Annotated in this window: 25 protein-coding genes; 18 read left to right on the top strand and 7 right to left on the bottom strand. The window is 39.1% G+C overall.

The window, feature by feature from the left end; translation table 11 throughout:
* The first annotated feature begins 77 nt into the window (after nt 1-77).
* A complete protein-coding gene (locus LAV82_RS07275; protein WP_211078094.1) occupies nt 78-1040 on the top strand; it encodes a S8 family peptidase in 963 nt (320 codons plus the stop codon).
* Nucleotides 1037-1840, top strand: a complete 804-nt coding sequence (locus LAV82_RS07270; RefSeq protein WP_211078093.1) for an endonuclease I family protein — start codon at nt 1037-1039, stop codon at nt 1838-1840. Before LAV82_RS07275 ends, LAV82_RS07270 begins: the two co-directional genes overlap by 4 nt.
* A gap of 49 nt (nt 1841-1889) precedes the next feature.
* Here LAV82_RS07270 and LAV82_RS07265 read toward each other — a convergent pair whose 3' ends face one another.
* A complete protein-coding gene (locus LAV82_RS07265) occupies nt 1890-2351 on the bottom strand; it encodes a MarR family winged helix-turn-helix transcriptional regulator (RefSeq protein WP_016763546.1) in 462 nt (153 codons plus the stop codon).
* A gap of 279 nt (nt 2352-2630) precedes the next feature.
* On the opposite strand from LAV82_RS07265, the gene LAV82_RS07260 reads away from it, so the two are divergent.
* From LAV82_RS07260 to LAV82_RS07245, 4 genes are all read left to right on the top strand, one after another.
* Nucleotides 2631-3269: a biotin/lipoyl-containing protein gene (locus LAV82_RS07260; protein WP_013082429.1), complete on the top strand. Its 639-nt coding sequence runs from the start codon at nt 2631-2633 to the stop codon at nt 3267-3269.
* Nucleotides 3270-3302: 33 nt separating this feature from the next.
* A complete protein-coding gene (locus LAV82_RS07255) occupies nt 3303-4928 on the top strand; it encodes a DHA2 family efflux MFS transporter permease subunit (RefSeq protein ID WP_499715820.1) in 1626 nt (541 codons plus the stop codon).
* Between the two features lie 62 nt (nt 4929-4990).
* Nucleotides 4991-5419, top strand: coding sequence for a MarR family winged helix-turn-helix transcriptional regulator (locus LAV82_RS07250; protein ID WP_211078091.1), 429 nt, complete (start codon nt 4991-4993; stop codon nt 5417-5419).
* A 45-nt stretch (nt 5420-5464) separates the two neighbouring features.
* Nucleotides 5465-5662 carry a helix-turn-helix domain-containing protein gene (locus tag LAV82_RS07245; RefSeq protein WP_013056230.1) on the top strand — a complete coding sequence of 66 codons (198 nt, stop codon included), beginning with the start codon at nt 5465-5467 and terminating at the stop codon, nt 5660-5662.
* A 31-nt stretch (nt 5663-5693) separates the two neighbouring features.
* Here the strand turns inward: LAV82_RS07245 and ytzI are convergent, their stop codons facing one another.
* Nucleotides 5694-5828, bottom strand: coding sequence for a YtzI protein (gene ytzI, locus LAV82_RS07240; RefSeq protein WP_013056231.1), 135 nt, complete (start codon nt 5826-5828; stop codon nt 5694-5696).
* Between the two features lie 128 nt (nt 5829-5956).
* On the opposite strand from ytzI, the gene LAV82_RS07235 reads away from it, so the two are divergent.
* Nucleotides 5957-6124, top strand: a complete 168-nt coding sequence (locus tag LAV82_RS07235; protein WP_499715818.1) for a YfhD family protein — start codon at nt 5957-5959, stop codon at nt 6122-6124.
* 112 nt (nt 6125-6236) lie between these two features.
* On the opposite strand, the gene LAV82_RS07230 is transcribed toward LAV82_RS07235, so the two are convergent.
* From LAV82_RS07230 to LAV82_RS07215, 4 genes are all read right to left on the bottom strand, one after another.
* Nucleotides 6237-7244, bottom strand: coding sequence for a FecCD family ABC transporter permease (locus tag LAV82_RS07230; RefSeq protein ID WP_013056233.1), 1008 nt, complete (start codon nt 7242-7244; stop codon nt 6237-6239).
* A complete protein-coding gene (locus LAV82_RS07225; protein ID WP_499715817.1) occupies nt 7241-8251 on the bottom strand; it encodes a FecCD family ABC transporter permease in 1011 nt (336 codons plus the stop codon). Before LAV82_RS07225 ends, LAV82_RS07230 begins: the two co-directional genes overlap by 4 nt.
* Nucleotides 8252-8332: 81 nt before the next feature.
* Nucleotides 8333-9253: an iron-hydroxamate ABC transporter substrate-binding protein gene (locus LAV82_RS07220; protein ID WP_499715815.1), complete on the bottom strand. Its 921-nt coding sequence runs from the start codon at nt 9251-9253 to the stop codon at nt 8333-8335.
* Nucleotides 9254-10048, bottom strand: a complete 795-nt coding sequence (locus LAV82_RS07215; RefSeq protein WP_499715813.1) for an ABC transporter ATP-binding protein — start codon at nt 10046-10048, stop codon at nt 9254-9256.
* Nucleotides 10049-10236: 188 nt separating this feature from the next.
* On the opposite strand from LAV82_RS07215, the gene LAV82_RS07210 reads away from it, so the two are divergent.
* From LAV82_RS07210 to LAV82_RS07185, 6 genes are all read left to right on the top strand, one after another.
* Nucleotides 10237-11286, top strand: a complete 1050-nt coding sequence (locus LAV82_RS07210; RefSeq protein ID WP_013056237.1) for an NAD(P)/FAD-dependent oxidoreductase — start codon at nt 10237-10239, stop codon at nt 11284-11286.
* Nucleotides 11287-11440: 154 nt separating this feature from the next.
* A complete protein-coding gene (gene megL, locus LAV82_RS07205) occupies nt 11441-12628 on the top strand; it encodes a methionine gamma-lyase (protein WP_499715811.1) in 1188 nt (395 codons plus the stop codon).
* A gap of 206 nt (nt 12629-12834) precedes the next feature.
* Nucleotides 12835-14079, top strand: a complete 1245-nt coding sequence (locus tag LAV82_RS07200) for a Bcr/CflA family efflux MFS transporter (protein WP_064471497.1) — start codon at nt 12835-12837, stop codon at nt 14077-14079.
* Nucleotides 14080-14196: 117 nt separating this feature from the next.
* Nucleotides 14197-15039 carry an aldo/keto reductase gene (locus tag LAV82_RS07195; RefSeq protein WP_057274620.1) on the top strand — a complete coding sequence of 281 codons (843 nt, stop codon included), beginning with the start codon at nt 14197-14199 and terminating at the stop codon, nt 15037-15039.
* 139 nt (nt 15040-15178) lie between these two features.
* Nucleotides 15179-15664: a PaaI family thioesterase gene (locus LAV82_RS07190; RefSeq protein ID WP_211078083.1), complete on the top strand. Its 486-nt coding sequence runs from the start codon at nt 15179-15181 to the stop codon at nt 15662-15664.
* A gap of 38 nt (nt 15665-15702) precedes the next feature.
* The gene (locus LAV82_RS07185) at nt 15703-15951 is read left to right on the top strand and encodes a hypothetical protein (protein ID WP_013056242.1); all 249 of its coding nucleotides are present in this window, start codon (nt 15703-15705) and stop codon (nt 15949-15951) included.
* 152 nt (nt 15952-16103) lie between these two features.
* Here the strand turns inward: LAV82_RS07185 and zwf are convergent, their stop codons facing one another.
* The gene (gene zwf, locus LAV82_RS07180; protein WP_499715810.1) at nt 16104-17618 is read right to left on the bottom strand and encodes a glucose-6-phosphate dehydrogenase; all 1515 of its coding nucleotides are present in this window, start codon (nt 17616-17618) and stop codon (nt 16104-16106) included.
* Nucleotides 17619-17782: 164 nt separating this feature from the next.
* Between zwf and hxlR the strand changes: the two genes are divergently transcribed.
* The 5 genes from hxlR (at nt 17783) to LAV82_RS07155 (ending at nt 24184) form a co-directional block, all read left to right on the top strand.
* Nucleotides 17783-18148, top strand: a complete 366-nt coding sequence (gene hxlR / locus LAV82_RS07175) for a transcriptional activator HxlR (protein WP_499715808.1) — start codon at nt 17783-17785, stop codon at nt 18146-18148.
* 202 nt (nt 18149-18350) lie between these two features.
* Entirely contained in the window at nt 18351-18992 is a 642-nt protein-coding gene (hxlA, locus tag LAV82_RS07170; RefSeq protein ID WP_013056245.1) for a 3-hexulose-6-phosphate synthase, read from the top strand.
* A gap of 362 nt (nt 18993-19354) precedes the next feature.
* Entirely contained in the window at nt 19355-21778 is a 2424-nt protein-coding gene (locus LAV82_RS07165) for a GcvT family protein (RefSeq protein WP_499716128.1), read from the top strand.
* A 30-nt stretch (nt 21779-21808) separates the two neighbouring features.
* Nucleotides 21809-22969 (top strand): N-methyl-L-tryptophan oxidase, encoded by a 1161-nt coding sequence (gene solA, locus LAV82_RS07160; RefSeq protein WP_053487048.1) that lies wholly within the window; start codon nt 21809-21811, stop codon nt 22967-22969.
* 66 nt (nt 22970-23035) lie between these two features.
* Nucleotides 23036-24184: an aromatic ring-hydroxylating oxygenase subunit alpha gene (locus tag LAV82_RS07155; RefSeq protein WP_211078079.1), complete on the top strand. Its 1149-nt coding sequence runs from the start codon at nt 23036-23038 to the stop codon at nt 24182-24184.
* Nucleotides 24185-24251: the final 67 nt, after the last annotated feature.

The following is a 24251-nucleotide window of genomic DNA, read 5'->3' as shown; positions in this document are numbered from 1 at the left end:
GTAAGCTCCAAAAATAAGCGATTAAAAGTGATCCCACCATGAACTAGCTTCCATTTAATCCTGCAGGGGGAATCTGAATGAAGAGCAAAGTGCGCATTATCCCATTTCAAGTAGTTGAACAATTGAATCAATTTAATGAAGTCCCAGAAGGAGTCGCTCTAATTGGAGCAGAGCAAGTATGGAAGCAAACAAAGGGACGGGGAATAACCATAGCGGTTTTGGATACCGGCTGTGATGTTACACATCCAGATTTGCAGGAGCGAATTATTGGAGGAAAAAACTTTACACAAGATGATCAACAAAATCCAGATATTTTTCAAGATTATAATGGTCACGGCACTCACGTAGCAGGCACAATTGCAGCAGCGCATAATGGAACGGGTGTTGTAGGAGTGGCTCCTGAAGTGGGCTTACTTATCCTAAAAGTACTTGATGGGAATGGTTCAGGTCAATACGAGTGGATTATTCAAGGTATTAACTACGCCATCGAGCAAAAAGTAGATATCATTTCGATGTCGCTTGGAGGTCCGTCGGATGTGCCTGAGCTACATGAAGCGATTCAAGATGCTGTTGATCAGAATATTTTAGTTGTCTGCGCAGCGGGAAATGAAGGAGATGGAGAAGGCTCCACAGATGAGTTTGCGTACCCAGGCTCATATAATGAAGTGATTAGCGTAGGAGCTGTTGATTTAGAGAAACGATCTTCGTTGTTTTCCAACTCAAACAACGAAGTAGATGTAGTAGCTCCGGGAGAGAAGATCGTATCAACTTACTTGAATGGAAAGTATGCCGCACTGAGCGGAACCTCTATGGCAACACCTCACGTAGCAGGGGCCTTAGGATTGATAAAAGTTCTTTCAAATGAAATGTTTGGAAGAGAACTTACAGAACCAGAGCTTTATGCACAGTTAATCAGAAGAACCCTTCCATTAAATGATGAATCACCAAGAGAAGTAGGAAACGGATTTGTGCACTTGACCGTTGTTGAAAAGCTGTTGCGTGAAATTCAACGTCAAATGACTTCAGAGGTGATCGGATGAGAAGCAGTTTAGATATGCTAATGATGGAAAAGCAGCAGGCAAAAGCTCTTTATCACGAATATGCAAACAATCGAAGTTATTATAATGAAAAGACAGATGAAGAAAATAAAAATCTTTATTATCAAGATACGCTCTTTGAAAGAGAAGCCATGCAAACGTTGTTAAAGGAAACGCATCAGCATTTGCTAAGTTATTCCCCGCATAAATATGTATATCCCTGGGTGGATCTACAGGAGAATGGGGAGCTGAAAAGTCTATACTCAGGGAAAGGGATGGATCCGTTAGAAACTATACAGCAAGATATAGATCAACTTCAGTCGCTTAGTAACTCCTCTCTTTCAAGCAATGATATACTGCTAAACTGTGAGCACGTTGTCCCGCAATCTTGGTTTGGGAAACAAGAGCCTATGAGAGGCGATTTGCATCATTTATTTGCGTGTGAACCTTCTTGTAACAGTCGAAGAGGTAATTCTTCTTATATTGACTTCGCGGATTATACGCCGGAAGTAAAGCAATCAGATGTGAAAGAAGGATGTGGCAAAGCAGAAAAAGGTAAGTTTGAACCTGAATATGGAAAAGGAATTGTGGCTCGATCAACTCTTTATTTTTTAATTCGCTATCATAATAAAATTGACTCTTCGCGAGTAGATATTCCTCTTTTACTAAAATGGCATGAAGAATTTACTGTTTCACTTTATGAAAAACATCGCAATGCAGCAATCTTTGAGTTGCAAGGCAACCGAAATCCTTTTATCGATTTTCCTGACAAAGCAGGTGCGTTAATGAGTTCTGCTTTCTAAAATAGCGAAGAGCTCCGCTTCAATTCGAAGCGGAGCTCTTTTGGATAATCTAATATGAAAATCCATATTTATCACTTAAAAGGGCGTCCATTTTATTTAATAAGCGAAAATATTCTTCTTGTTCTTCTACACTTAGAGCTGCTAGCATATCTTTTAAAAATCCATTTCGCTTCTCTGTAATCATTGAAACAAGTTTCTTTGATTCATCGGTCAGTGAAACCCACACGACTCTCCGGTCTTTTTCGTCTCGCACGCGCTGAATGAGAGATTCTTCTTCCAATTGATTTAATAAGCTAGTTGTAGCGCCCGAGGTTAAGTGAAGTTTATTTGAAATATCTGCTACCATATACTTTGTGCCGCTGGCAATGTAGTTTAAGATATAAAATTTAGTGGGTGTTAAGTGATAAGGCTGTGTTTTTAATGTTTCTTCGACTAAATGCCGCATATATTGAAAAAAAGATGTGTTAATTTGATAAAGGTGTTCAATTTTTGAATCTAAATTGTTATCCATGCTAGCTTCCATCTCCTTGTACACTACGGACGTATATAAACTAACTCTAAAATAAAATGAAACAATTGTAAAGGATGGCAATGATTATCTTTAACCACCATTATTATTTTTAAATTAATATCTTTACGAAAAAATATCTTTATGATAAAGTTATTTAGGCGGTTAACCAAATAGATGATTGTAAAGAAACATATCTCATAATAAATGGAGATAATATCTTTATGAAAAAGCTATATAAAAAAGTAATTTTATTAGTGAAGTATTAAGGAGGAGTAATGAATGTCTAGAAGTCGCTTAATGGTAACAAATTTTATTGGAATTATCGTTATTTTAGCTTTATTAATTGGAGGAGGATATTATTACGTTCAAAAATCGAACTATATTACAACGGATAACGCTAAAGTATCCGGAGATGTATACAATGTAGTTGCACCTGCAGCAGGTAAAGTAGCAAGCTGGACAGTAGAAGAAGGAAATGATGTATCAAAAGATGCTGAAATTGCTAAAATTCAAGCTGAAAAAGGGTCTGTAGCTGCTAAAGTGCCAGCAGATGGAAAAATTATTCAAACAAACGTAAAAGAAAATCAAATGGTTCAAGCTGGACAGCAAATTGCAACGGAAGTAGATATGAAAGACCTATTTATCGTAGCAAATATTAAAGAAGATCAGCTTAAGGATATTAAAGAAGGCGACGATGTAGATGTAACCGTAGACGGAGACAGCAGTGCAAAAATCGACGGAAAAGTCGAAGAAATTGGATATGCAACCAATTCACTTTCATCTTTAACATCGAACTCAAGCTCAGATGGAAACTACACAAAAGTGTCTCAAACGGTTCCTGTGAAAATTTCTATTTCTAATTATTCAGAGCATGTACTGCCAGGTATGAACGCCGAAGTGAAAATTTCGAAAGACTAATTCTTACTACAACAGTTCAAGAAGGGAGGAAATATGATGACAGCCAGTATAGAAAACACAAGTGATGGATCCATCAAAAAGCATATTCCGCTATTAATTGTTTTAATGCTTGGTTTGTTTCTTGCAATATTAAACCAAACGTTACTAAACGTAGCCATCCCGCATTTGATTACTGAGTTTGGCGTAACGGCAAATACAGCTCAGTGGTTGTTAACTGGATATATGCTTGTGAACGGGGCGTTAATTCCGCTTTCAGCTTTTTTAATTGAACGATTTGGTGTACGTCGCTTGTTCTTATTTGCAATGTTTTGTTTTACAGTAGGATCATTGATTTGCGGAATTGCACCTACGTTTCCCATTATGCTTACGGGCCGTTTAATTCAAGCTATTGGCGGAGGTGTCTTATCGCCTCTTGTCATGACTATTATTGTGTTTATTTTCCCTCCTCACATGCGAGGAAAAGGGATGGGGATTTTTGGATTGGCCATGATGTTCGCACCGGCTATTGGTCCAACTTTATCTGGATGGGTTATTCAAAACTATGATTGGCACATCCTTTTTAACGGCATGGTGCCATTAGGTGCCATTGTACTGATTATTGCTTTCTTTCAATTAAAAGATATTCAGCCTCCAAAAGATGTAAAAGTACACATGCCTTCTGTTGTGACATCACTTGCAGGTATGGGGTTATTGCTTTATGGATTCAGTGAAGCTGGAAATGACGGCTGGACGGATCCAGTTGTTCTTTCTACAATCATTGGCGGGGCAGTGCTGTTAATTATATTTGTCCTTCAGCAAATTAAATCTGAAAAGCCGCTGTTGGATATGCGGGTATTTAAATATAATATCTTTTCATTATCGAATATTATTAGTATTGCAATTACAATCAGTATGTACGCAGGTATGTTCTTACTTCCAATTTACTTGCAAAACATCCGCGGCTATTCTGCTTTTGATTCAGGACTCCTGTTACTTCCTGGAGCACTTGTTATGCTGGTTATGTCGCCAATTTCAGGTACATTGTTTGATAAAGTGGGACCTCGTCCGCTAGCAATCGTTGGTATGCTCATTACATCTATTTCAACGTTTGAATTTACGAAGCTGACGATGGATACACCGTTTAATCATATTTTAGGGATTTATATTATCCGTTCGTTTGGTATGTCACTTTTAATGATGCCGATTATGACAGCCGGTTTAAATCAGCTTCCGCAGCGACTAAGCAGTCACGGAACATCAATGTCTAATACGCTTCGTCAAGTAAGTGGTTCAATTGGTATTAGTTTGATGACGACGATTTTTACGAACCGTACAACGTATCATGTAAATGAAATCAGCAGTTCCATGAATATGTCAGATCCATTCTTTATGAATAGCTTTCATTTATTCGTCCAAAAAGTGGCAGCTACTTTTCATTTATCACAAGATCAAGCTCAGCAGCAAGCGCTCACGATTTTATCTGGAAAAATGACGCAGCAAGGTACGATTCAAGGTATTAACGATGCCTTCTACTGGGCAACAGCGATTTCTGTTATCGGTTTGATTTTAAGCTTCTTCCTTCGTGACGTACGTAAAGATAAAGTAGTCGAAGAAAAGAAATCAGAAGCTCAAGAGGAAGATATTCGTATGCTTCCAGCTCCCAAAAGTATAAATTCATAAGGAGCTATAGAAATCTAACGTTCATCATAAGGCATGTTAGAGAGAAAGGGGCGGTGAGGTGGATGGATCCAATGATATTTGGTGAAGAAATTCAAAAAATTTCAATATCTTTAAACAAAAAAGTAATGACAAATGTAAAAAGTCTTTTACAGCATTACGGGATTACCCCTTTTCAATATCATATTTTACTGATTGTTGAACGATCACATACAATACCTGTTACCAAAGTGGCAGACGAAATGAAGGCGAGTCCAAGCGTTATCACAGCATCGATTACACGTTTGTATGAACTGAATCTTGTGGAGCGCTACCATTCAAAAGATGATCGGCGTAAAGTTATGATTGAACTTACAAACAAGGGGAAACAAGTCATTCGAGCTGCTGAGAAAGACGTGCAGCAAGAAGTTGAAAAACTGTTTGCATGCTATAAAGAAGAAGAACAGCAGCACTTTCTTACGCTCTGTCGGCAGCTAGATGAACATGTGACTTGAACTTGAATAGACAAAAGTATATTGAGTTAAGCGGAGTGAGTGTAAATGGATAAAGAGATGGTAAAAAACATTCGGAAAAACTACAATATGAATCAGCGCAGCTTTGCTCAAGCGGTGAACTGCAGTTTTTCTTTAATTGCACTGGTTGAAGTGGGTAAGCGAAGAGTAACAAAAAACTTGGAGGACAAAATTAAACAAGCATTTCAATTGAATGATCATGATTTAAAAACACTGCAGAGCTAATACAAAAAGTAGGTGTGTGAAACGAGCGCACCTACTTTTTTTCGTCTTGTTTTTTTGTAAGAGGATCTACGGTATGTTTGTAATCATAAGCTTTCGAAGTAGTAATTACGCATAGCAGTAAAATAACAAATACAATGATAATAGAGAGCGTAATAATGACAATCATCTAAACCATCCTTTCTTTTTCTCGTTATGTATGCTTTCGGTCTTATTAGTAAAATTCCTTCTTTCCCCACATAGTGCAGAAATGACAAACGCATACTAATAACAGTCTAGAATAAAGGAGTGTTTATAATGAATGAAAAAGAGTTGAAAAAACAATTAAAAAAGGTAGCGGATTATCCTGCATCTAAAGCAGATGGAGTAGACGAAGAGTTTTCTCGTGAATTAGCAGACCAAGCCGATTTAGAAGCACAGGCTAGAGCGAACGCTGCAAATGAAAGACAAAAAAATAATAACTGAGGCTGGGATAAAAGTATTTTGGCCCAAGTGAAAAACGAACAACTAATCAAACATTTTGATTAGTTGTTCGCTTTTAGATTGGATTAATGTTGTTATCTCTCAGCCTCGTTTGTTATTTTTTCAAAAGCAAATAAACAAAATAAGGAGCACCGATTACGGCGGCGACAATTCCTGCTGGTACACCGTTAGGATCGGCAATATTATGTCCTATTGTGTCTGCAATCAGCAAAAGCCAACCGCCAAGTAAAATAGCGACGGGAATAAAAAGCTGATTTCTCGGTCCCACTAAGCCTTTAGCAATATGAGGAGCAAGAAGTCCAATAAAAGCAACGCCGCCCGTCACTGAAACTGCCGCTGCCGCTAATGCAACCGCGGCTAAAAGCAATGTTATACGTTCTTTCTCCATAGAAATGCCGACTCCAATAGCTGCAGCTTCATTTAAATTAAAAATGTTTAATGAGTTTGCTTTGTACAATATAAAAGGAATCAAGACAAGAAGCCAAGGTAGAAGAGCCCATATAAAAGGCCAGTCTGTCCCCCAGATGTTCCCTGCAATCCATTTAGCAATAAAATCAACTTTAGCGCGATCAGCTGATGACATAATCACCACCATCATTCCAGAAAGAGCCATCGAAAAACCTACGCCTGTTAAGATAAGCTTTACAGGCTGCAGTCCTTGGCTTTTACTATATGCACAAAGATAGATGAGACTAGCTGTAAACAAGGCACCGATGAACCCTACTAGCGGAAGGGCATAGACGAAAGAACCAGCTTCAATTGGGGCAAATAAAAAGAATACAGCAATTGCGACTCCTGCTCCTGAATTAATTCCTATAATCCCAGGTTCCGCTAAATCATTGCGCGTAACACCTTGTAAGATAGCTCCTGATAAAGCTAGAGCCATTCCTGCTAGAAGCGTAATGATAATGCGCGGAAGTCGAATTGAAAAAAGGACGAACTCATCTGCAAAATCACCTTTGCCAAAAAGAGTAGGAAACACTTTATTATAAGGAAGGGGTGCATCACCGAGCGCCATTCCTATCACAACCGTTCCAAGAATCAAAACAGTGAGCAGCATCATAATTATTCGTTGTTTTCTAATAAGCACTGGGTGAATCATGAGAATGCTTTTCCTCCTTTACGAACAATGACTAAAAAGAAAGGTAAACCAATCATCGATACAACTGCTGCTATCGGTGTTTCGTAAGGAGCACTTACTGTTCGAGCCAATGTATCAGCAAGCAGCATAAACGCTGCGCCAGTGATAGCGGACATAGGGATGATATAACGATAGTCGGTTCCTACGATTCCTCGTACAATATGAGGAATCATCAAGCCAATAAACACCATGTTTCCGACTAGCGCAACAGAAGCGCCGGCAAGAAGAATCATGACGACAAATAAAATGGTTTTGACTTTTGTTGTTTGCTGGCCTAACCCTACAGCGACTTCTTCATTTAAGCTCAAAATAGTAAGCTGCCGAGAAAGCAAAAGGGCAATGAATATACCGCCGACAATAAAAGGAACGATGATTTGAAGCTGTTCCCAAGAAGTGCCTACAATTCCGCCAGCAGTCCACATGGATACATCTTTTGAAATCTTAAAATAAATACCGAAGCCTTCTCCAATGGCATATAGAAATGCTGAAACGGCAGCCCCCGCTAGTACAATTCGAAGCGGAGAAAATCCTCCTCTTTTTATAGCAGCAATTCCAAACACCAGGATTGCGCCAACCCCGGCTCCTATAAAGCAAGCAATCGTAATACCCAAATAATTTATAGAAGGGATCAAGGCAATTGTTACAGCTAAAGCCGCATTTGCGCCAGACGTTAACCCTAAGAGTCCTGGATCTGCAAGAGGGTTTCTTGTCATACCTTGCATAATTGCTCCTGATACGGATAAAGCAGCGCCAACAAAAACAGCGGCGATTTCACGGGGTAAACGAATATCCCGGATGATCGAGATGTGTTCGTTTACACTGCTTGATGAAAGTGCTAACGACACATCTTTTATAGATATATCAGCAGCGCCAAAAACCATTGAAGAAACAAACATTGTGATGAATACGAACAGCATACCTATTAATTTATATAAAAAGGGAATGAAACGCTGATTGTCTTTTTTCATAAAACACCCATCTTTTCATGTGAGAATAAATTTAGTAACACAAAGCAAGAGGAATCCTAAAAAGAATTCCTCTTGAATGAATTACTTACCAAGAAATTTTTGAGTAAAGAAATCTAGTTGATAATCTAGTGTGATTGGATCATTAAAATAAAATTCTTTTGCATTTGCTTCAAATACGTGATTGTTCTTTACAGCAGGAATATTTTTGTACGTATCTGTTTTCTCAAATGATGTATCTCCATCTTGGTTTTTGCTAAAGATTAAATAATCTCCGGCATATTCAGGAAGAACTTCCGGTGAAATTGCATAGTAACCATCTTTCAAAGCCATGTCCTTTACTTTCTCTGGCATCTTTAATTTCATTTCTTGATAAAGAATTTCCGTTCCGCGTCCCCAGTTATCGCCAAATACATACAACTGCTTGTCAAAGTTCTCAATAACTGAAACCGTGGTATCTTCGCCAATTTTAGCTTTGATGTCAGAACCAGCTTTTGCCGCACGCTTTTTAAAATCGTTTACCCATGACTGTGCTTCTTTTTCTTTATTTAATAGTTTTCCGATTTCTACATGCTGAGTAAGGTAGTCTACTTTATCGTATGTATACGTGACGGTAGGAGCAATTTTTTTCAATTTATCAATGTTTTTTGTAGTAGATAAGCCAATAATTAAGTCAGGCTTTAATTTAACGATCTTTTCTAAATTTTCATCTGATACTTCTTCAACGCCTTTTAATTTCTTTTCAAAGCGGGGATTCATTTTAGACCATGAATCAACTCCGACAATATTGACACCTAACGACATGACGTTACCTGCGTAGGAACCTAACACTACAACACGTTTCGGATTAGCCGGAACTTTTACAGGACCGTCTTCAGATTGATATGTGATCGTCTTGGATTCGCTGTTTTTGCTAGAATCATTTTTGCTTTCAGTTGAACCGTTGCTGCAGGCACTAATAAGTAGTACGAATATGAGCATGAATGGAAGCAGTAATTTTTTCATTTAGTTATCTCCTCTTAGTAAGTTATACGTGATGCACATTGGTTTATTTGTTCTTGGGTCTCGTCCGATTTCAGCGTCGATATGAAACACTTTTTTTAGAACGTCATGCGTAATGACTTCTTCACATTTTCCGGCTTTGACAATTTCACCATCTTTTAAAGCAATAATATAATCCGCAAAGCGAGCGGCTTGATTTAGATCATGAAGCACCATTACAACTGTACGTTCTTGCTCTTTGTTTAGTTTTTGCAGGAGTTCAAGTACTTCTAACTGATGAGCCATATCCAAGTAGGTAGTAGGCTCATCGAGGAATATAATATCGGTTTCTTGAGCTAAAGCCATCGCAATCCACACTCGCTGGCGCTGACCGCCTGAAAGAGAGTCAACGGGACGAAACTTGTAATCTTTTGTTCCGGTTACTTCAAGCGCCCAGTCAATCATTTTATAGTCTTCTTTCGATAGACGCCCAAAACCTTTTTGATAGGGAAATCGCCCATAAGATACAATTTCTCCAACAGTTAGGCCGCTGGCACTTTCTGGTGTCTGAGGGAGAATCGCCATTTTTTTAGCGAGTGATTTTGTATGTTCTGTTGAAATATTTTCGCCATCTAAAATGACGGAGCCAGATTGATGGGAAATAATGCGGGTGATGGCTTTTAAAAGCGTTGATTTGCCGCATCCGTTTGAACCAATAATCGTGGTAATCTTTTTGTCTGGAATGTTAACGCTTAAATTCTTAACTATTAGACGTTCACCATAACTAATATGTAATTTCTCTGTATATAGGCGAACCATATTTGCCCCTCCGTTTGCGTTTAATACAACAATACTTGATAATGATTATCAATGTCGTTTACTTTACATACTATAATTCGAACGTTTTCAGATGTCAATAGTTATTTTTATTGTCAAAACGGTGAAGAAGATGTATATTCAAATGAGAATGATAATCAATAACGATTAATTGCAAGGAGTGGATGTTTATGACAAAAAACGAACTGTTTGACGTGACAATTATAGGAGGGGGGCCGGCTGGCCTTTACTCGACTTTTTATAGTGGACTAAGAGAAATGAAAACAAAGCTGATTGAATATCAGCCAAAGCTAGGCGGAAAGCTTCACGTTTATCCTGAAAAAATGATTTGGGATGTCGGAGGCCAAACTCCTATTACTGGTGCGAAGCTTATTGAACAGCTTGTTGAACAAGGGCTGACGTTTGATCCAACTGTTGTTTTAAATGAGAAAGTTGACTCCATTTCCCGCTTAGAAGATGGTATTTTCCAGCTGACGAGTTCTTCAGGGAAACATCATTACTCTAAAACGATTATCCTTGCTGTGGGAGGAGGTATTTTAAATCCGCAAAAGCTCAAAATCGAAGGGGCAGAACGATTTGAAGTAACAAACTTAAACTATACGGTTAAATCTCTGCAGCATTTTAAAAATAAAACGGTGATTGTTTCCGGAGGAGGTAATTCAGCCATTGATTGGGCAAATGAGCTAGAGCCCGTTGCTGAAAAGGTATATATTACGTATCGAAACAGTGAACTAACTGGTCATGAAGCACAGGTGAGACAATTAATAAACAGTTCAGCTCACTGTCTGCTTAACACATCTATTACAAAATTAGTGGCTGATGCGACGCATGAATTTATTGAAACAGTTGAGCTGACTAATCATCAAACCGGTGAGATTTCTTATTTGCCGGTTGAAGAAGTTATCATTAATCACGGTTATGAAAGAGATACAGAGCTGTTAAAAAACAGTAAACTACATATCAAAACCATTGATGACTATTACATCGCAGGTAATGCAGCAAGCGAAACGTCTGTAGAAGGCGTATATGCAGCGGGAGATATTCTCATGCACGAAGGGAAAGTCCATTTAATTACGGGTGCTTTTCAAGATGCTGCTAATGCCGTAAACAAAGCAAAACAATTCGTTCAGCCTTCTGCGGCTAAGACAGCTATGGTTTCTTCTCACAATGAAGTATTCAAAAAGCGTAATTCAACACTAATTAAACAAATGATGAAGTAAAGCGAGATGCAGGGTGCATGTCGCTTCTTTCTCTACGGTAGAATTATCTAAGTAAGGAGGAAGGGAACGAAAAAAGAAAAGAGAAATATAATAAAAGAAAACGCTTACATTTTTAAAGATGACACAGCGCTTGTTTGCATAAGGGGGAAGCCGTATGAACGGAAAAGAGAAATATCAGTTTGAAACAAAAGCCATTCACGCAGGGTATGAATCAAAACATCATTTTGATAGTTTAGCTCCGCCTATTTATCAAACGTCTACATTTACATTTTCATCTCTAGAACAAGGTGCAAACCGGTTTAGCGGAGCAGAAGATGGTTATGTATATTCCCGGTTATCTAATCCAACAATCACCATTTTAGAAGAGCGTATGGCACAGCTTGAAGAAGGAGAAGCCGCTTTGGCATTTGGATCGGGAATGGCTGCAGTATCGGCTGTATTGATTGGACTTACAAAAGCAGGCGATCATATTTTGTGTTCTAAAGGAGTGTATGGATGCACGTTTGGTCTCTTAGAAATGCTTGAGGAAAAATATCAAATCCGTCATTCTTTCTCCAACTTGGAAACTGAGGAAGAAATTCTTGCTGCTATCAGAAAAGATACAGCATGTATTTATATTGAAACACCGATTAACCCGACTATGACTTTAGTAGATTTAGAGTTAGTTACTTCTATCGCCAAACAAAAAGGAATTCCTGTGGTAGTAGACAATACCTTTTCAACTCCTTATTTGCAACAGCCGCTGAAGCTTGGATGCGACTTAGTCATTCATAGCGCAACAAAATTTATTGGTGGACACGGAGATGTTGTCGCGGGAATTGTAGTAGGGAACGAAGAGGTTATTTCCGTACTGCGCAAAACGACGCAAAAAGATATCGGAGGCATTCTTTCACCGTTTGATGCTTGGCTGTTACTCCGAGGCTTAAAAACGCTGGCCGTTCGAATGGATCGTCACTGTGAAAATGCTGAACATATCGCAAAACAATTAAGTCTCCATCCCAAGGTGAAAGCCGTTTATTATCCAGGTGATAAAAAGAGCACTGCTTATTCTCTCATGCAAAAGCAAATGAAAAAAGGAGGGGGGCTTCTCTCCTTTGAAGTGAAAGGAGGTTATGAAGAAACCGTAAAAGTGGTTAATCAGCTTAAGCTCATTTCCATTGCGGTGAGTCTTGGAGATGCTGAAACACTTATTCAGCATCCTGCCTCGATGACGCATGCAGTTGTGCCGGAAGAAGCTCGAAAAGAAATGGGAATCTCAAACGAACTCCTTCGCTTATCAGTTGGACTGGAAGCATGGGAAGATATTATGAGAGATTTACAGCAGGCATTAGATAGTATATAAAAAAACAACGCTTGAAGTATCTTAAGGATATTTCAAGCGTTGTTTTTTGAATATCAACCGTATGTCATCACTCATACATCCTTTTTTGCGAGTGGAACTTTACCTACATCTTTAGACAAATGTCCTAGACAGAAGAGATGCCTTTCAATAGACTAAAGGTTATCTGTGAAAATACAATATTTAGGTAAGGAAGGTGCTCTGCTATTATGCTTCATAATCCAACTGGGAAAAAACGTCTAGGATTGGCGTTTCTTCTCAGCACGCTTGCGATATTAGGTCCGCTTAATATCGATATGTATTTGCCAAGTTTTCCTGCTATTGCTGATCATTTAGATGCGCGAGCTTCACTTGTTCAGCTTAGTTTAACATCGTGTTTACTAGGCCTTGCCGTTGGTCAAATCGTGATTGGTCCAATCAGTGATGCGAAGGGAAGAAAAGGACCTTTACTCATTTCCATCTCTTTATTTATGCTATCGTCATTGCTCTGTGCGCTGGCTCCTACTATCACGGCTTTAGTTATCGCACGCTTTTTGCAGGGGTTTACGGCTTCGGCAGGAGTTGTTCTTTCTCGAGCCATTGTCAGAGACGTTTTTAGTGGAAGAGAGCTTACGAAGTTTTTTGCTCTGTTAATGGTTATCAATGCCTTTGCACCAATGATAGCACCAATGGCCGGAGGTGCTATTTTACTTCTTCCTTTTGCAAGTTGGCATACTATTTTCTTGTTTTTAAGTTTAATAGGTCTTTTAATTGTTTTAACAATCTCAATGCGTTTAAAAGAAACTTTGCCAATTGAAAATAGAACGCCAAGTTCAATTGGTCATTCCGTTCGCACAATGGGCAGTTTATTACAAGACCGTTCTTTTATTGGTTATGCCTTAATTGTCGGACTGGTCCACGGAGGAAGCTTTGCTTATGTATCAGGCACTCCATTTGTCTATCAAGGGATCTACCATGTTTCTCCGCAAGTTTTTAGCATTTTGTTTGGGATTAACGGCTTGGCCATTGTGACTGGAAGCTTTATTATTGGGCGCTTTAGCGGAATTCTTCATGAAAGAAGCCTGCTTCGCATTGCCGTGATTACGGCTGTAAGTGCTACTAGCGTACTTCTTATCATGACCATGCTTAAAGGGCCGCTGGCTACGATTGTTATTCCCATTTTTATTTACATGATCTCTATAGGAATGACGATCACAGGCTCGGTGACATTGGCAATGAAAAATCAAGGACATAGAGCAGGAAGTGCGAGTGCCGTGTTAGGCATGCTTCCACTAACTTTAGGATCAATTGTTTCTCCTTTAGTGGGTATTAACGAAACCACAGCGATTCCGATGGCTGCTATTTTATTTAGTACGGCGCTTTTGGGTTTTGTAGCTTTCTTTACGTTAACTAAAAACAAGAAAGAAACAGAAAAGTGCGACGTTAACGAGTTTAAAACGGAAGTTTCTCCGTAATCACTTTTTTGATTGTTTGAAAGCATCACTCCTTTGTGAAAATGAGTGATGCAAATTTATTCAAGTATTGGATAATATATGCTAACCTTAGGGCATGATCGGAAGGAGTGGATAATAATGAGTAAAGTAATTCCTGAAATAACCCTTAATGACGGGGTAACCTTGCCTGCTATAGGCTTTGGTACATACAAACTTAACGGAAATGAAGGAGTCAACGCTATAACGAGTGCGATTGATGTAGGGTATCGTCTAATTGATACGGCTTATAATTACGAAAATGAAGGCACCGTGGGCCAAGCTCTTCGAAGAACGCCGGTTTCTAGACAAGAACTATTCGTTACGTCTAAACTCCCAGGGCGATACCATACGTATGACAAAGCAATTCCTACCATCCAAGAATCTTTATATCGCGCGAATTTAGACTATTATGATTTGTATCTTATTCATTGGCCTAATCCTAAACAAGATCATTATGTAGAAGCTTGGCAAGCATTGATTGATGCGAAGCGCTGGGGCTTGATTCGTTCAATTGGTGTTTGCAATTTTCTTCCCGAGCATGTTGAGCGCTTGGAAAAAGAGACCGGCATTTTACCAAGTATCAATCAAATAGAACTGCATCCTTTTTTTAATCAACATCAATATCGAAATTGGTATCAGGAGAAAAACATTCAAATTGAATCTTGGAGTCCACTAGGGCGAGCAAGTGCTGTTTTAGAAAATGAAGCAATTAAACAAATTGCCGACCGTCATAATAAGACAGTTTCACAAGTGATTTTGCGATGGCATTATCAGCTAGGGGCGATTTCAATTCCAAAATCGTCATCTCGCAAGCGGCAGCTTGAAAACATATCTATTTTTTCATTTTCTTTAGATGAAACTGAGATGAATATGATTTCAGAATTGAACCGCGAGGATGGAAGACTTAATAATCAAGACCCCGCTGCTTATGAAGAATTTTAACTATAAGGCCTCACTTATTTTTTAAGTGAGGCTTTTATTCTATGATTTTTCATTATTTAAGAGTGAAAATAGTCCGTTTAGTTCTAACGATTGTAGCAGAAAATGTGTTAAAATATTCCGAAAAAAGGAGTGGTGAACCATGGAAGAAGTAGTAAAAGCGATTCAAGACGAATATCCGGATGATTTTGCATGGTGTTACGGCTGCGGCCGATTAAACCAGGACGGCTATCATTTTCGCACAGGATGGCTAGGAGAAAAAACTATTACCCTTTATACACCTAAGGCTGAACATACAGCTATACCAGGATTTGTTTATGGCGGACTTCTTGCATCACTGATTGATTGCCATGGAACAGGCTCTGCATCTCTTGCTCTATACCGTAAAAATGGCTACGAAATAGGAGATTCAGCAGAGCCGCCGCGGTTTGTTACCGGTTCTCTCCATGTAGATTTTAAAAAACCAACGCCACAGGGTGAAGTACTAAAAGCGATAGGAACGGTTGAAGAAATTCACCCGAAGAAATGGAGAGTTAAAACAGAAGTATACGCGAGTAACATCATTGTTGCGACCGGAGAAGTTGTGGCAGTTGTTATGCCAAGTACGTTTAAACGAAAAGAAGACTAAAAAATGCAAAACAGTTACATAAAAAGGGAGGAAAAGGTATGGGTAAATGTAATTTAGACCACTCGGTAGAAGATGTACAACAGAAGTTTAACTCGCAGTCACAATGGCTGCCAGAAGATATTCGCTCGTTATTTCATGAGTTTCTCGTACGAAATCCTTCGCAAACAACATTAAACGAGATGTTTCATTTGCTGAAGAAATATGATTTGGTTGATGAACAAGAAAGAAAAGAGCGAGATCGAAAAATCAAATGGCTGATATTAAATAAAGAAGAGACGAACAACTAGAAGCAACTACATACAGTAAACCTACGCTTACGACCACAATGAAAAAATCCGAACGAGTTGGATTCTCCATCAAGAATCTCGCTTCATCGTTCGGATCTTTCTTCAAATAAAATGCTTTTACCCCAGCCTCTTTTTAACGAGATTAAAAGTAATCACCACCACTTAAACCCGTCGTCTTCTAACAATTGATTTGAAGCTGCTGGTCCCATTGTACCCGCAGGATAAAAATGAAGAGGAAAGCGTTCATCATTAAAAACTTCTAAAATAGGTTGCACCCATTTCCAAGATAATTTAACTTCTTCCCAATGAGCAAAAAATGTGGAGTCCCCCTGTAAAGCATCAAATAACAGCAGTTCATAAGCTTCGGGTACTTCTTTTTGATTTGTTGAGAAATTGATAAAAATCGGTTCGATTTTATTGTCATTCAAAGGGTTTTTGCTGTTTAATTGCAGTGATATACCTTCATTTGGGCTGATTTCGACAACCAAAAGATTGGGAATAACTTCTTCGTCTGTATAAACATCCTTTAAAGGATGTTTAAATTCAATGACGATACGCGTGCATTTTTTACTCATTCTTTTTCCTGTGCGAAGATAGAAAGGAACTCCTTTCCAAAGCTCATGATCAATCCATACCCGGACTGCTATAAATGTGTCATTAACGGAAGCAGCATTGATGCCGGGCTCATCTTTATATCCTATAACGGAACGATTTTGGATTTTTCCCGCTTCGTATTGACCTCTTATGACGTTAGAATGGATAAACTCTTTTTGTAGAGGACGAAGGCTTTTCATAATTTTTATCTTTTGTTGGCGAGTCTTTGCGATGTTAAGTGTCTTTGGTAGCTGCATGGCAGTCATCATAAGCATTTGAAGCATATGGTTTTGGAACATATCCCTAATTGCACCGGACTGGTCATAGTAATGCGCTCTTTCTTCTACACCAACTGTTTCACTAGCTGTAATTTGGACATTCGCAACGTAGTGATGATTCCATAGTGCTTGTAAAATAGGGTTTGCAGATGCTAGAGCCTCCAAATTTTGAATCATTGGTTTTCCCAGATAGTGGTCGATACGATAAATCTCTTCTTCATTGAACGTTTCAGTAAGCTTTTGATTTAACACTTGAGCAGATTGTAAATCGTGTCCGAAAGGCTTTTCGATAATAAGGCGTTTCCAGCCTTTTGTAGATCCCAATCCGCCGCTATTTATATTTGAAGCAATAACGTCTACAAATTCAGGAGCCACTGATAAATAGAAAAGACGATTTTCAGGAATATTTAATTCTGCTTCGCCTTCTTGAATAGCATGCAGCAACTGGTCATATCCATCACTATTGGTAACATCCATTTTATGATAGCGAACTGTCTTAAGAAATTCTTTTATCTTGGATTCACCCTGGCTAAAGCGCCTTGAAAAAGTCTTTACTGATTCTTCTACATATATTTGAAAGGCATCATCAGACCAGTTGCTTCTACCCGTACCAACCATAGAAAAGGAAGAAGGCAGCTTTTTATCTAAAAATAAATTATATAACGCAGGAAAAATTTTTCTTTTAGCTAAATCTCCTGTTGCTCCAAATAAGATAAAGGTCATGGAATCCACTTCTAACGCTTGTGGCGAATGAGACTTGAGACAATTATCACGTGAACGAGCTACACTGCCCAATTAATCTCCTCCTTTATTTTAACGGTCTATTGCAGTGAATATAGTCTTTTACCACCTTTACAGATTACAGTATAGCAGGTACAATTTTCCTTTATAAGTAGACACTTTATTTTCATATAGTGTCTAAAACTATACTATTACGCATAAAAAGGGAGGAAAAAGGATTGAGCAGACTTTTTAGCAAAACGTTTAACTGTGAAAAGGAATTAACGTTAACGATTATTGGAGGCAAGTGGAAAATGTTGATTATGTGGCACCTAGGAAAAGAAGGGACGAAACGATTTGGGGAGTTAAGGTCCATGATGCCGGGAATTACTCAGCGAATGTTAGTAAGTCAGCTGCGAGAATTAGAAGAAGATCAAATCGTTCACCGAAAAGTCTATCCGGTTGTCCCTCCAAAAGTTGAATATTCCTTGACTGAACACGGGAGAAGCTTGATGCCCATCCTTGAGAGCATGGATGAGTGGGGAAAAAATTATATGGAAACCGTTATAGAGCCTGAAATAAATAATTCCAGCCATATGGGTTAAAATCTTTTGTTGAAAAAGGATAAAACCACCCTTATTATTCAGAATTTTCTAAAATAAATACGAATGATACGCTGCATTGAAGCGTCCATAGTATATTTTTAGTGACTATATGTTTTAAAAGTGCCTACTTTTTTTTTGAAAGTAACGGTTTTACAATGAATTCATGCTAGACAACCCCATTTAATGAAGGAGTGAAGTAGGTATGGAACTTCAATTAGCATTGGATCTTGTAAATATTTCAGAGGCAAAAGAAGTAGTGCAGGAGGTTCAAGAGTATATCGATATTGTAGAAATTGGAACTCCAGTTGTGATTAACGAAGGGCTAAAAGCAGTCAAAGAAATCAAGGAAGCCTTTCCGTCTTTAAAGGTATTAGCTGATTTGAAAATTATGGATGCAGGTGCTTATGAAGTAATGAAAGCTTCTGAAGCGGGTGCTAGTATTATTACCATTCTTGGCGCTACTGATGATTCGACTATAAAAGGCGCTGTAGAAGAGGCCAAAAAACAAGGAACACAAATTCTTGTTGATATGATTAATGTAAAAAACCTTGAACAACGTGCAAAAGAAGTCGATGCACTCGGTGTTGACTATATTTGTGTACACACAGGGTATGATCTTCAAGCTGAAGGAGAAACCCCGTTCGAGCAGCTTCAAACGATTAAACGAGTTGTGAAAAATGCAAAAACAGCGGTGGCAGGAGGCATTAAACTGAATACACTTCCTGAAGTTGTGCAGTCACAGCCTGATCTTGTGATTGTAGGCGGGGGGATTACAAGTGAAAAAGACAAAAGAAACGTTGCAGAAGAAATGAAAAAAGTAGTCAAACAAGCAACTTTGGTCTAAAAATAAGCAAAAGTATTTAGGCCTTCAAAATTAATTAATCGGTAAATGGTTTAAAAAGAAGATAGCTAAGTTATTTTAGCTATCTTCTTTCCGTCATTTTTAGTATAACCATTCATTGATAAGAGTCATTTTGACAGATAGATAGTTTCTTTAAAATTCGTTATTCGAAAGAAAAAGACGGCGGTTTTTCTGGGATTTTAAAGTTAAGAAAGCGTTATCCGAACATTAGCGGAAGAAAGTGCAAAAAAATCTATGTCACACTTTTTGACAAAATACTTTGAAAATTATTAATATTAAAAATATAATTAACTATCGACAATATTTAACATCTTTAAACCAAAAAAGGAGGGAGATATGAAGTGATGGAACATAAGAGGATAGTAGTCATAGGAGCTGGAATTGTCGGGTGCAGCATTGCCTACTATTTAAGTAAAATGGGGCAAAGAAACATAACAGTGATTGAGCAAGGCCCTTTGTTTGAAACGGGAGGATCTACTTCTCACGCTCCGGGGCTTGTATTTCAGCTTAGCTTTTCAAAAATCCTGACAACACTAGCTTCTCAAACGGTCGAGACCTTTAAAGAGTTGAGTACAGATGAACAGCGCTCTTTTTACCCGGTCGGCAGTTTAGAAGTTGCCCGTACATCCGAGCGATTAGAAGACCTAAAGAGAAAGGCTGGTGTTGCCAGCTCATGGGGAATCGAAGCTTTTCTTCTTTCACCGCAGGAATGCGCGGAAAAAAATTCGCTGATTTGTCCTGAGCGTATTTGCGGAGGTCTCTATGTTCCGTCAGACGGTATTGCCAAACCTTTGCATGCCGTTGATAAAATGACTCGTTTTTCTAAAGAGTGCGGAGTAGAATTTTACGGTCATACAGAAGTGACGAATATCGAAGTGACAAATGGTCAAGTAAAAGCAGTGTACACGAGCGCTGGAAAATTTGAAGCAGATGTAATCGTGTGCTGTGCCGGATTTTGGGGACCTCGCATCGGAGAAATGGTCGGTGTAACGATTCCTCTTCAGCCGATGGCTCATCAATATGTGTTTACAAATGATTTACTTGAATTAAACGGAGAAACGGAAGAAACCGCGACTCCTCTTATTCGAGATCAGGATAATGCAATTTATTTTCGTCAGGTAGAGAAAGGGCTTGGGATTGGATCATATCAGCATGAGCCGTTTCCAGTCGAACTCAGTGACATTACAAAATACGGAGAAACAAAAGAAATGCCTTCTGTTAAACCTTTTACACCAAAAGATTTTGAAAAACCGTGGGAAGATGCAATGGAATTAATTCCGGCATTAAAACAAGCAGGAATAAAAAAAGGAATGAATGGCATTTTTTCCTTCACACCTGATGGGATGCCGCTGCTTGGCGAATCACAAGCAGTAGGGGGATTTTGGGTAGCGGAAGCCATATGGGTAACGCACTCTGCGGGTGTCGCTAGGCAAATGGCCGAATGGGTGATGAATGGTGCTCCGACTGTGGATTTGGAGCTATGCGATATTAATCGTTTCGATACGTATGCATGCAGCCCTGTTTATTACAAACAGCGGTCTATTGAAGAGTATGAAGAGGTTTATAGCATTCATCATCCATTTATGCAGCGAAAAGTATCGCGAAACATGCGCGTAAGTCCATTTTATATGCGTCAGCAAGAACTAAAAGCGTATTTTAACGAAAAAGCAGGGTGGGAGCAGCCGCAGTGGTATGAAGCTAACTATCCGCTTATATCCACATATGAAAAGAAGATGGTAATAAGAAAGGGGTGGTCCGCTGAATATTGGTCACCAATTATCGAAGCTGAACAGTTGCATACTCGTCAGTACGCAGCGATTTACGATACAACGGCAGCAAAGAAAAGGTTGGAGATTAAAGGGGAAGGAGCTCTCCAGTTTTTACAGAAGCTAACGACAGGAAATATAGACATTACAGTAGGTCAAAGCATACGTACGTGTATGTTGCATGAGCGAGGCGGCATAAAAGATCAAATAACGGTTATTCGCAAAAATATATCCACTTTCTTGATTGTTTGTACGGGAGCTGTAGAAGCAAGCTGGATTCAAAAACACGTGCCTCAAGACGGTCAAGTTGTTTTTCAAGATGTAACGTCAGGGACATGCAGTATAGCATTAATTGGTCCTAAAGCTACAGGAGTAATGAAGTCCGTGGTTCAACGCTCAGACCTTAGCAGCACTTGGCTTCAAGGGCAAGCGAAAACTCTGTTTATTGAAAATAGTTCAGTTCTTGCTCTGCGTGATTCCTACGGGGGAATGGAGAGCTGGGAGTTGATTACGACTTCTGATCAAGGCCTGAATTTATGGGATTTATTAATTGAACAAGGACAGCCTTATCAGCTGATTGCCGCGGGAGACCGAGCTCTTGAAAACCTTCGAATTGAATCTTTTTCGTTAAAAAGCGGGAAAGACTTTTGGAGCGAGCATCATCCATATGAAGTTAACCTTCATGAAATGGTTGATTTAACAAAACCAGTTTTTATTGGGAAAGAGGCATTGCTTGATCGTCAGCGAAAAGATTCTGAAACAGTATTAGCGACGCTCATATTAGATGATCCCTCAGCGATAGTAATGGGATATGAACCGGTCTTTTATGGGGAAACAGCCCTCGGATTTGTTACAAGTGCCGGCTATTCATACAGCTTAGGAAAAGGAATTGTACACACTTTATTATCTCAAGCTGTACATGAAGAAATGGTTTTAGAAGTTGAATACTTTGGTCAGCGTTATAAAGCAAAAATGATGACACACTCCCCAGCGGTAGTTTAATTGATCAATCGAAAGACAGGAGGAATGCAGATGTCAACACATTATGATGTCATTATTATCGGATTAGGAGCTATGGGGAGTACGGCTGCTTATCAGCTCGCCAAAAAAGGTCAGCGGGTATTGGGGTTAGAACAATACGGTCCCGCTCATGACCTAGGATCGAGTCACGGCGGTTCTAGAATCATTCGACAGTCGTATTTTGAAGACCCTGCTTACGTTCCATTATTGCTTCGCGCCTACGAATTATGGAATGAAATTGAAAGAGAAAGCGGTCAAGAAATTCTTACGGTTACCGGTGGACTTATGATGGGACCTCCTGATAGCTTGACGGTTTCTGGAAGCATCGAAAGCTCTAAACAGTGGAATCTTGCGTATGAGATTCTAGAAGCAAAGGATATTTACAAACGGTTTCCGGCGTTTACACCTTCACCTGCTACGGTTGCTCTATATGAAGAAAGAGCTGGATTCGTTAGGCCGGAAGCGAGCGTATATACTCACCTTCTTCAAGCAGAAAAGTACGGAGCTGAGCTTCATTTTTTTAAGGAAGTGGTGTCGTGGGAAGCTCATCCTTCTGGTGAAGGCGTGCGCGTTGTAACAGCTAATGGAATATACGAAGCTGGAAAAATCATTATTTCTGCAGGCGCTTGGGCACCCGATTTATTACGGGATTTAGGTGTTAGCTTACAAGTAGAGCGTCATGTGCAAATGTTTTTTGAACCAACACAAGGAATAGATGTTTTTTCAGTGGGAAAACAGCCGATTTATATTTGGGAAGCAGATGATTATGTACAGTTGTATGGTTTCCCTTCTTTTGGATTAAAGGCTGAAGGAGCAAAAGTGGCGTTTTTCCGAAAAGGAACAGCGTGTACGCCGGAAACGATTGATCGAAATATATATGAAGACGAAGTGAACATGATGCGGCACTATCTAGCTCAAGGTATTCCGCAGCTTAACGGTCGATTTTTACAAGGGAAAACGTGCATGTATACCAATACACCAGATGAACATTTTGTCATTTCACTGCATCCTGAATATCCTCAAGTAGCGATTGCAGCGGGATTTTCTGGACATGGTTTTAAGTTTGCAAGCGTAGTAGGAGAGATTTTAGCAGATTTAGTGATAGAGGGAAAAACCAACCACCCAATTGATTTGTTTACTCCGCAGCGATTTGCGGCGAATAAAATAGTATAAATCGTCGTCAGCTCTTGCGAATGGTTCTATTTAAATGTTTCTAAAGAAGCGAAGGAGGAATAGTAAATGGTTATGGAACATGGTTTAGTGAATGATAATGGGAGACTTGAGCCCACGTTGAAAGGAGAGCTGTATACATCTTCGGACATTTTTAAGTTAGAAAAAGATCATATATTTTCTAAATCATGGAGTTTAGTTGCATTTGAATACGAAATAGCAGAACCAGGACAATATATTACGACGAAAGTTGAAGGCGAAAATATTTTAATTACTAGAGGAAAAGATCACGTGCTGCGTGGATTCTTGAACGTATGTCGGCATCGAGGAGCTAAGCTGTGCAGCCAAGCATCCGGTAAAGCAGGTGTCATTCGCTGTCCATATCATTCGTGGAGCTATAGCTTAGATGGTGATTTAGTAGGTGTTCCTAACACAAGCCACTGTCGAGAAGAACTCGTGCATAATGAAAATTACGGACTAACATCCGTTCACATTGAAGTGTGGCACGGCATGGTTTGGGTTAATTTATCTGACAATCCTATGTCTGTTGAATATCAGCTAGACGCACAAATTTTTGATCGTTTTGGAGAACTTTATACGTTTGCTAGATATGAAATTCAAAACTTGAAATCCGCTCATCGTGAAGAATATGAAGTCGAGGCAAACTGGAAGCTTATTGTAGAAAACTTTCAAGAGTGCTATCACTGTTCCTCTATTCATCCTGAACTTACGGCAACGCTGCCTGAATTTCGTTCGGGAATCGGCACTCAAAGTTCCGTGGGAGGCGGAGCTAAGTTTGGGAATGAATTAGAAGCTTTTTCAATCAGCGGGAAAGGAAGCCGTCCTATGCTAAAAGGATTGCTTCCTGAAGATGACCGCACGTATTTTGGCATTACCGTTCTGCCGCTTGTATTTATCAATTTAACACCGGATCATGTTATTATTCATCGGATTATTCCAATTAGTGCGGAAAAGTCTAAAGTGATTTGTGAATGGTTATTCGACCCAGAAGAAATGGCTAAGCCTGGTTTTGACCCAAAAGATGCCGTGGAATTGTTTCACCGCGTTAATTTACAAGACTTTGAAGCGTGTGAGTGGTGTCAAGAAAATATGAGCTCAAAATCTTATAAAGAAGGAGGTATTTTAGTACCTATCGAACAGCACGTTTCTCATTTTTACAATTATGTATTGGAAGCAATCGGTATGAAGGTCGAATAGTAAGTAGAAGTGGTCTGACACGTTACCTTGAGGTGTCAGACCACCTCTAACAATCTACTTTAAAATA

The sequence above is a fragment of the Bacillus sp. ILBB4 genome (genome assembly GCF_035064545.1).
In the GTDB taxonomy this organism is placed as follows: domain Bacteria; phylum Bacillota; class Bacilli; order Bacillales; family Bacillaceae_H; genus Priestia.
This window is presented reverse-complemented; position numbering and strand designations above follow the sequence as displayed.

Coding starts and splice junctions, on each gene's coding strand:
- LAV82_RS07275 (WP_211078094.1), top strand. CDS start 78: ATGAAGAGCAAAGTGCGCATTATCCCATTTCAAGTAGTTGAACAATTG.
- LAV82_RS07270 (WP_211078093.1), top strand. CDS start 1,037: ATGAGAAGCAGTTTAGATATGCTAATGATGGAAAAGCAGCAGGCAAAA.
- LAV82_RS07265 (WP_016763546.1), bottom strand. CDS start 2,351: ATGGATAACAATTTAGATTCAAAAATTGAACACCTTTATCAAATTAAC.
- LAV82_RS07260 (WP_013082429.1), top strand. CDS start 2,631: ATGTCTAGAAGTCGCTTAATGGTAACAAATTTTATTGGAATTATCGTT.
- LAV82_RS07255 (WP_499715820.1), top strand. CDS start 3,303: ATGATGACAGCCAGTATAGAAAACACAAGTGATGGATCCATCAAAAAG.
- LAV82_RS07250 (WP_211078091.1), top strand. CDS start 4,991: ATGGATCCAATGATATTTGGTGAAGAAATTCAAAAAATTTCAATATCT.
- LAV82_RS07245 (WP_013056230.1), top strand. CDS start 5,465: ATGGATAAAGAGATGGTAAAAAACATTCGGAAAAACTACAATATGAAT.
- ytzI (WP_013056231.1), bottom strand. CDS start 5,828: ATGATTGTCATTATTACGCTCTCTATTATCATTGTATTTGTTATTTTA.
- LAV82_RS07235 (WP_499715818.1), top strand. CDS start 5,957: ATGAATGAAAAAGAGTTGAAAAAACAATTAAAAAAGGTAGCGGATTAT.
- LAV82_RS07230 (WP_013056233.1), bottom strand. CDS start 7,244: ATGATTCACCCAGTGCTTATTAGAAAACAACGAATAATTATGATGCTG.
- LAV82_RS07225 (WP_499715817.1), bottom strand. CDS start 8,251: ATGAAAAAAGACAATCAGCGTTTCATTCCCTTTTTATATAAATTAATA.
- LAV82_RS07220 (WP_499715815.1), bottom strand. CDS start 9,253: ATGAAAAAATTACTGCTTCCATTCATGCTCATATTCGTACTACTTATT.
- LAV82_RS07215 (WP_499715813.1), bottom strand. CDS start 10,048: ATGGTTCGCCTATATACAGAGAAATTACATATTAGTTATGGTGAACGT.
- LAV82_RS07210 (WP_013056237.1), top strand. CDS start 10,237: ATGACAAAAAACGAACTGTTTGACGTGACAATTATAGGAGGGGGGCCG.
- megL (WP_499715811.1), top strand. CDS start 11,441: ATGAACGGAAAAGAGAAATATCAGTTTGAAACAAAAGCCATTCACGCA.
- LAV82_RS07200 (WP_064471497.1), top strand. CDS start 12,835: ATGCTTCATAATCCAACTGGGAAAAAACGTCTAGGATTGGCGTTTCTT.
- LAV82_RS07195 (WP_057274620.1), top strand. CDS start 14,197: ATGAGTAAAGTAATTCCTGAAATAACCCTTAATGACGGGGTAACCTTG.
- LAV82_RS07190 (WP_211078083.1), top strand. CDS start 15,179: ATGGAAGAAGTAGTAAAAGCGATTCAAGACGAATATCCGGATGATTTT.
- LAV82_RS07185 (WP_013056242.1), top strand. CDS start 15,703: ATGGGTAAATGTAATTTAGACCACTCGGTAGAAGATGTACAACAGAAG.
- hxlA (WP_013056245.1), top strand. CDS start 18,351: ATGGAACTTCAATTAGCATTGGATCTTGTAAATATTTCAGAGGCAAAA.
- LAV82_RS07165 (WP_499716128.1), top strand. CDS start 19,355: ATGGAACATAAGAGGATAGTAGTCATAGGAGCTGGAATTGTCGGGTGC.
- solA (WP_053487048.1), top strand. CDS start 21,809: ATGTCAACACATTATGATGTCATTATTATCGGATTAGGAGCTATGGGG.
- LAV82_RS07155 (WP_211078079.1), top strand. CDS start 23,036: ATGGTTATGGAACATGGTTTAGTGAATGATAATGGGAGACTTGAGCCC.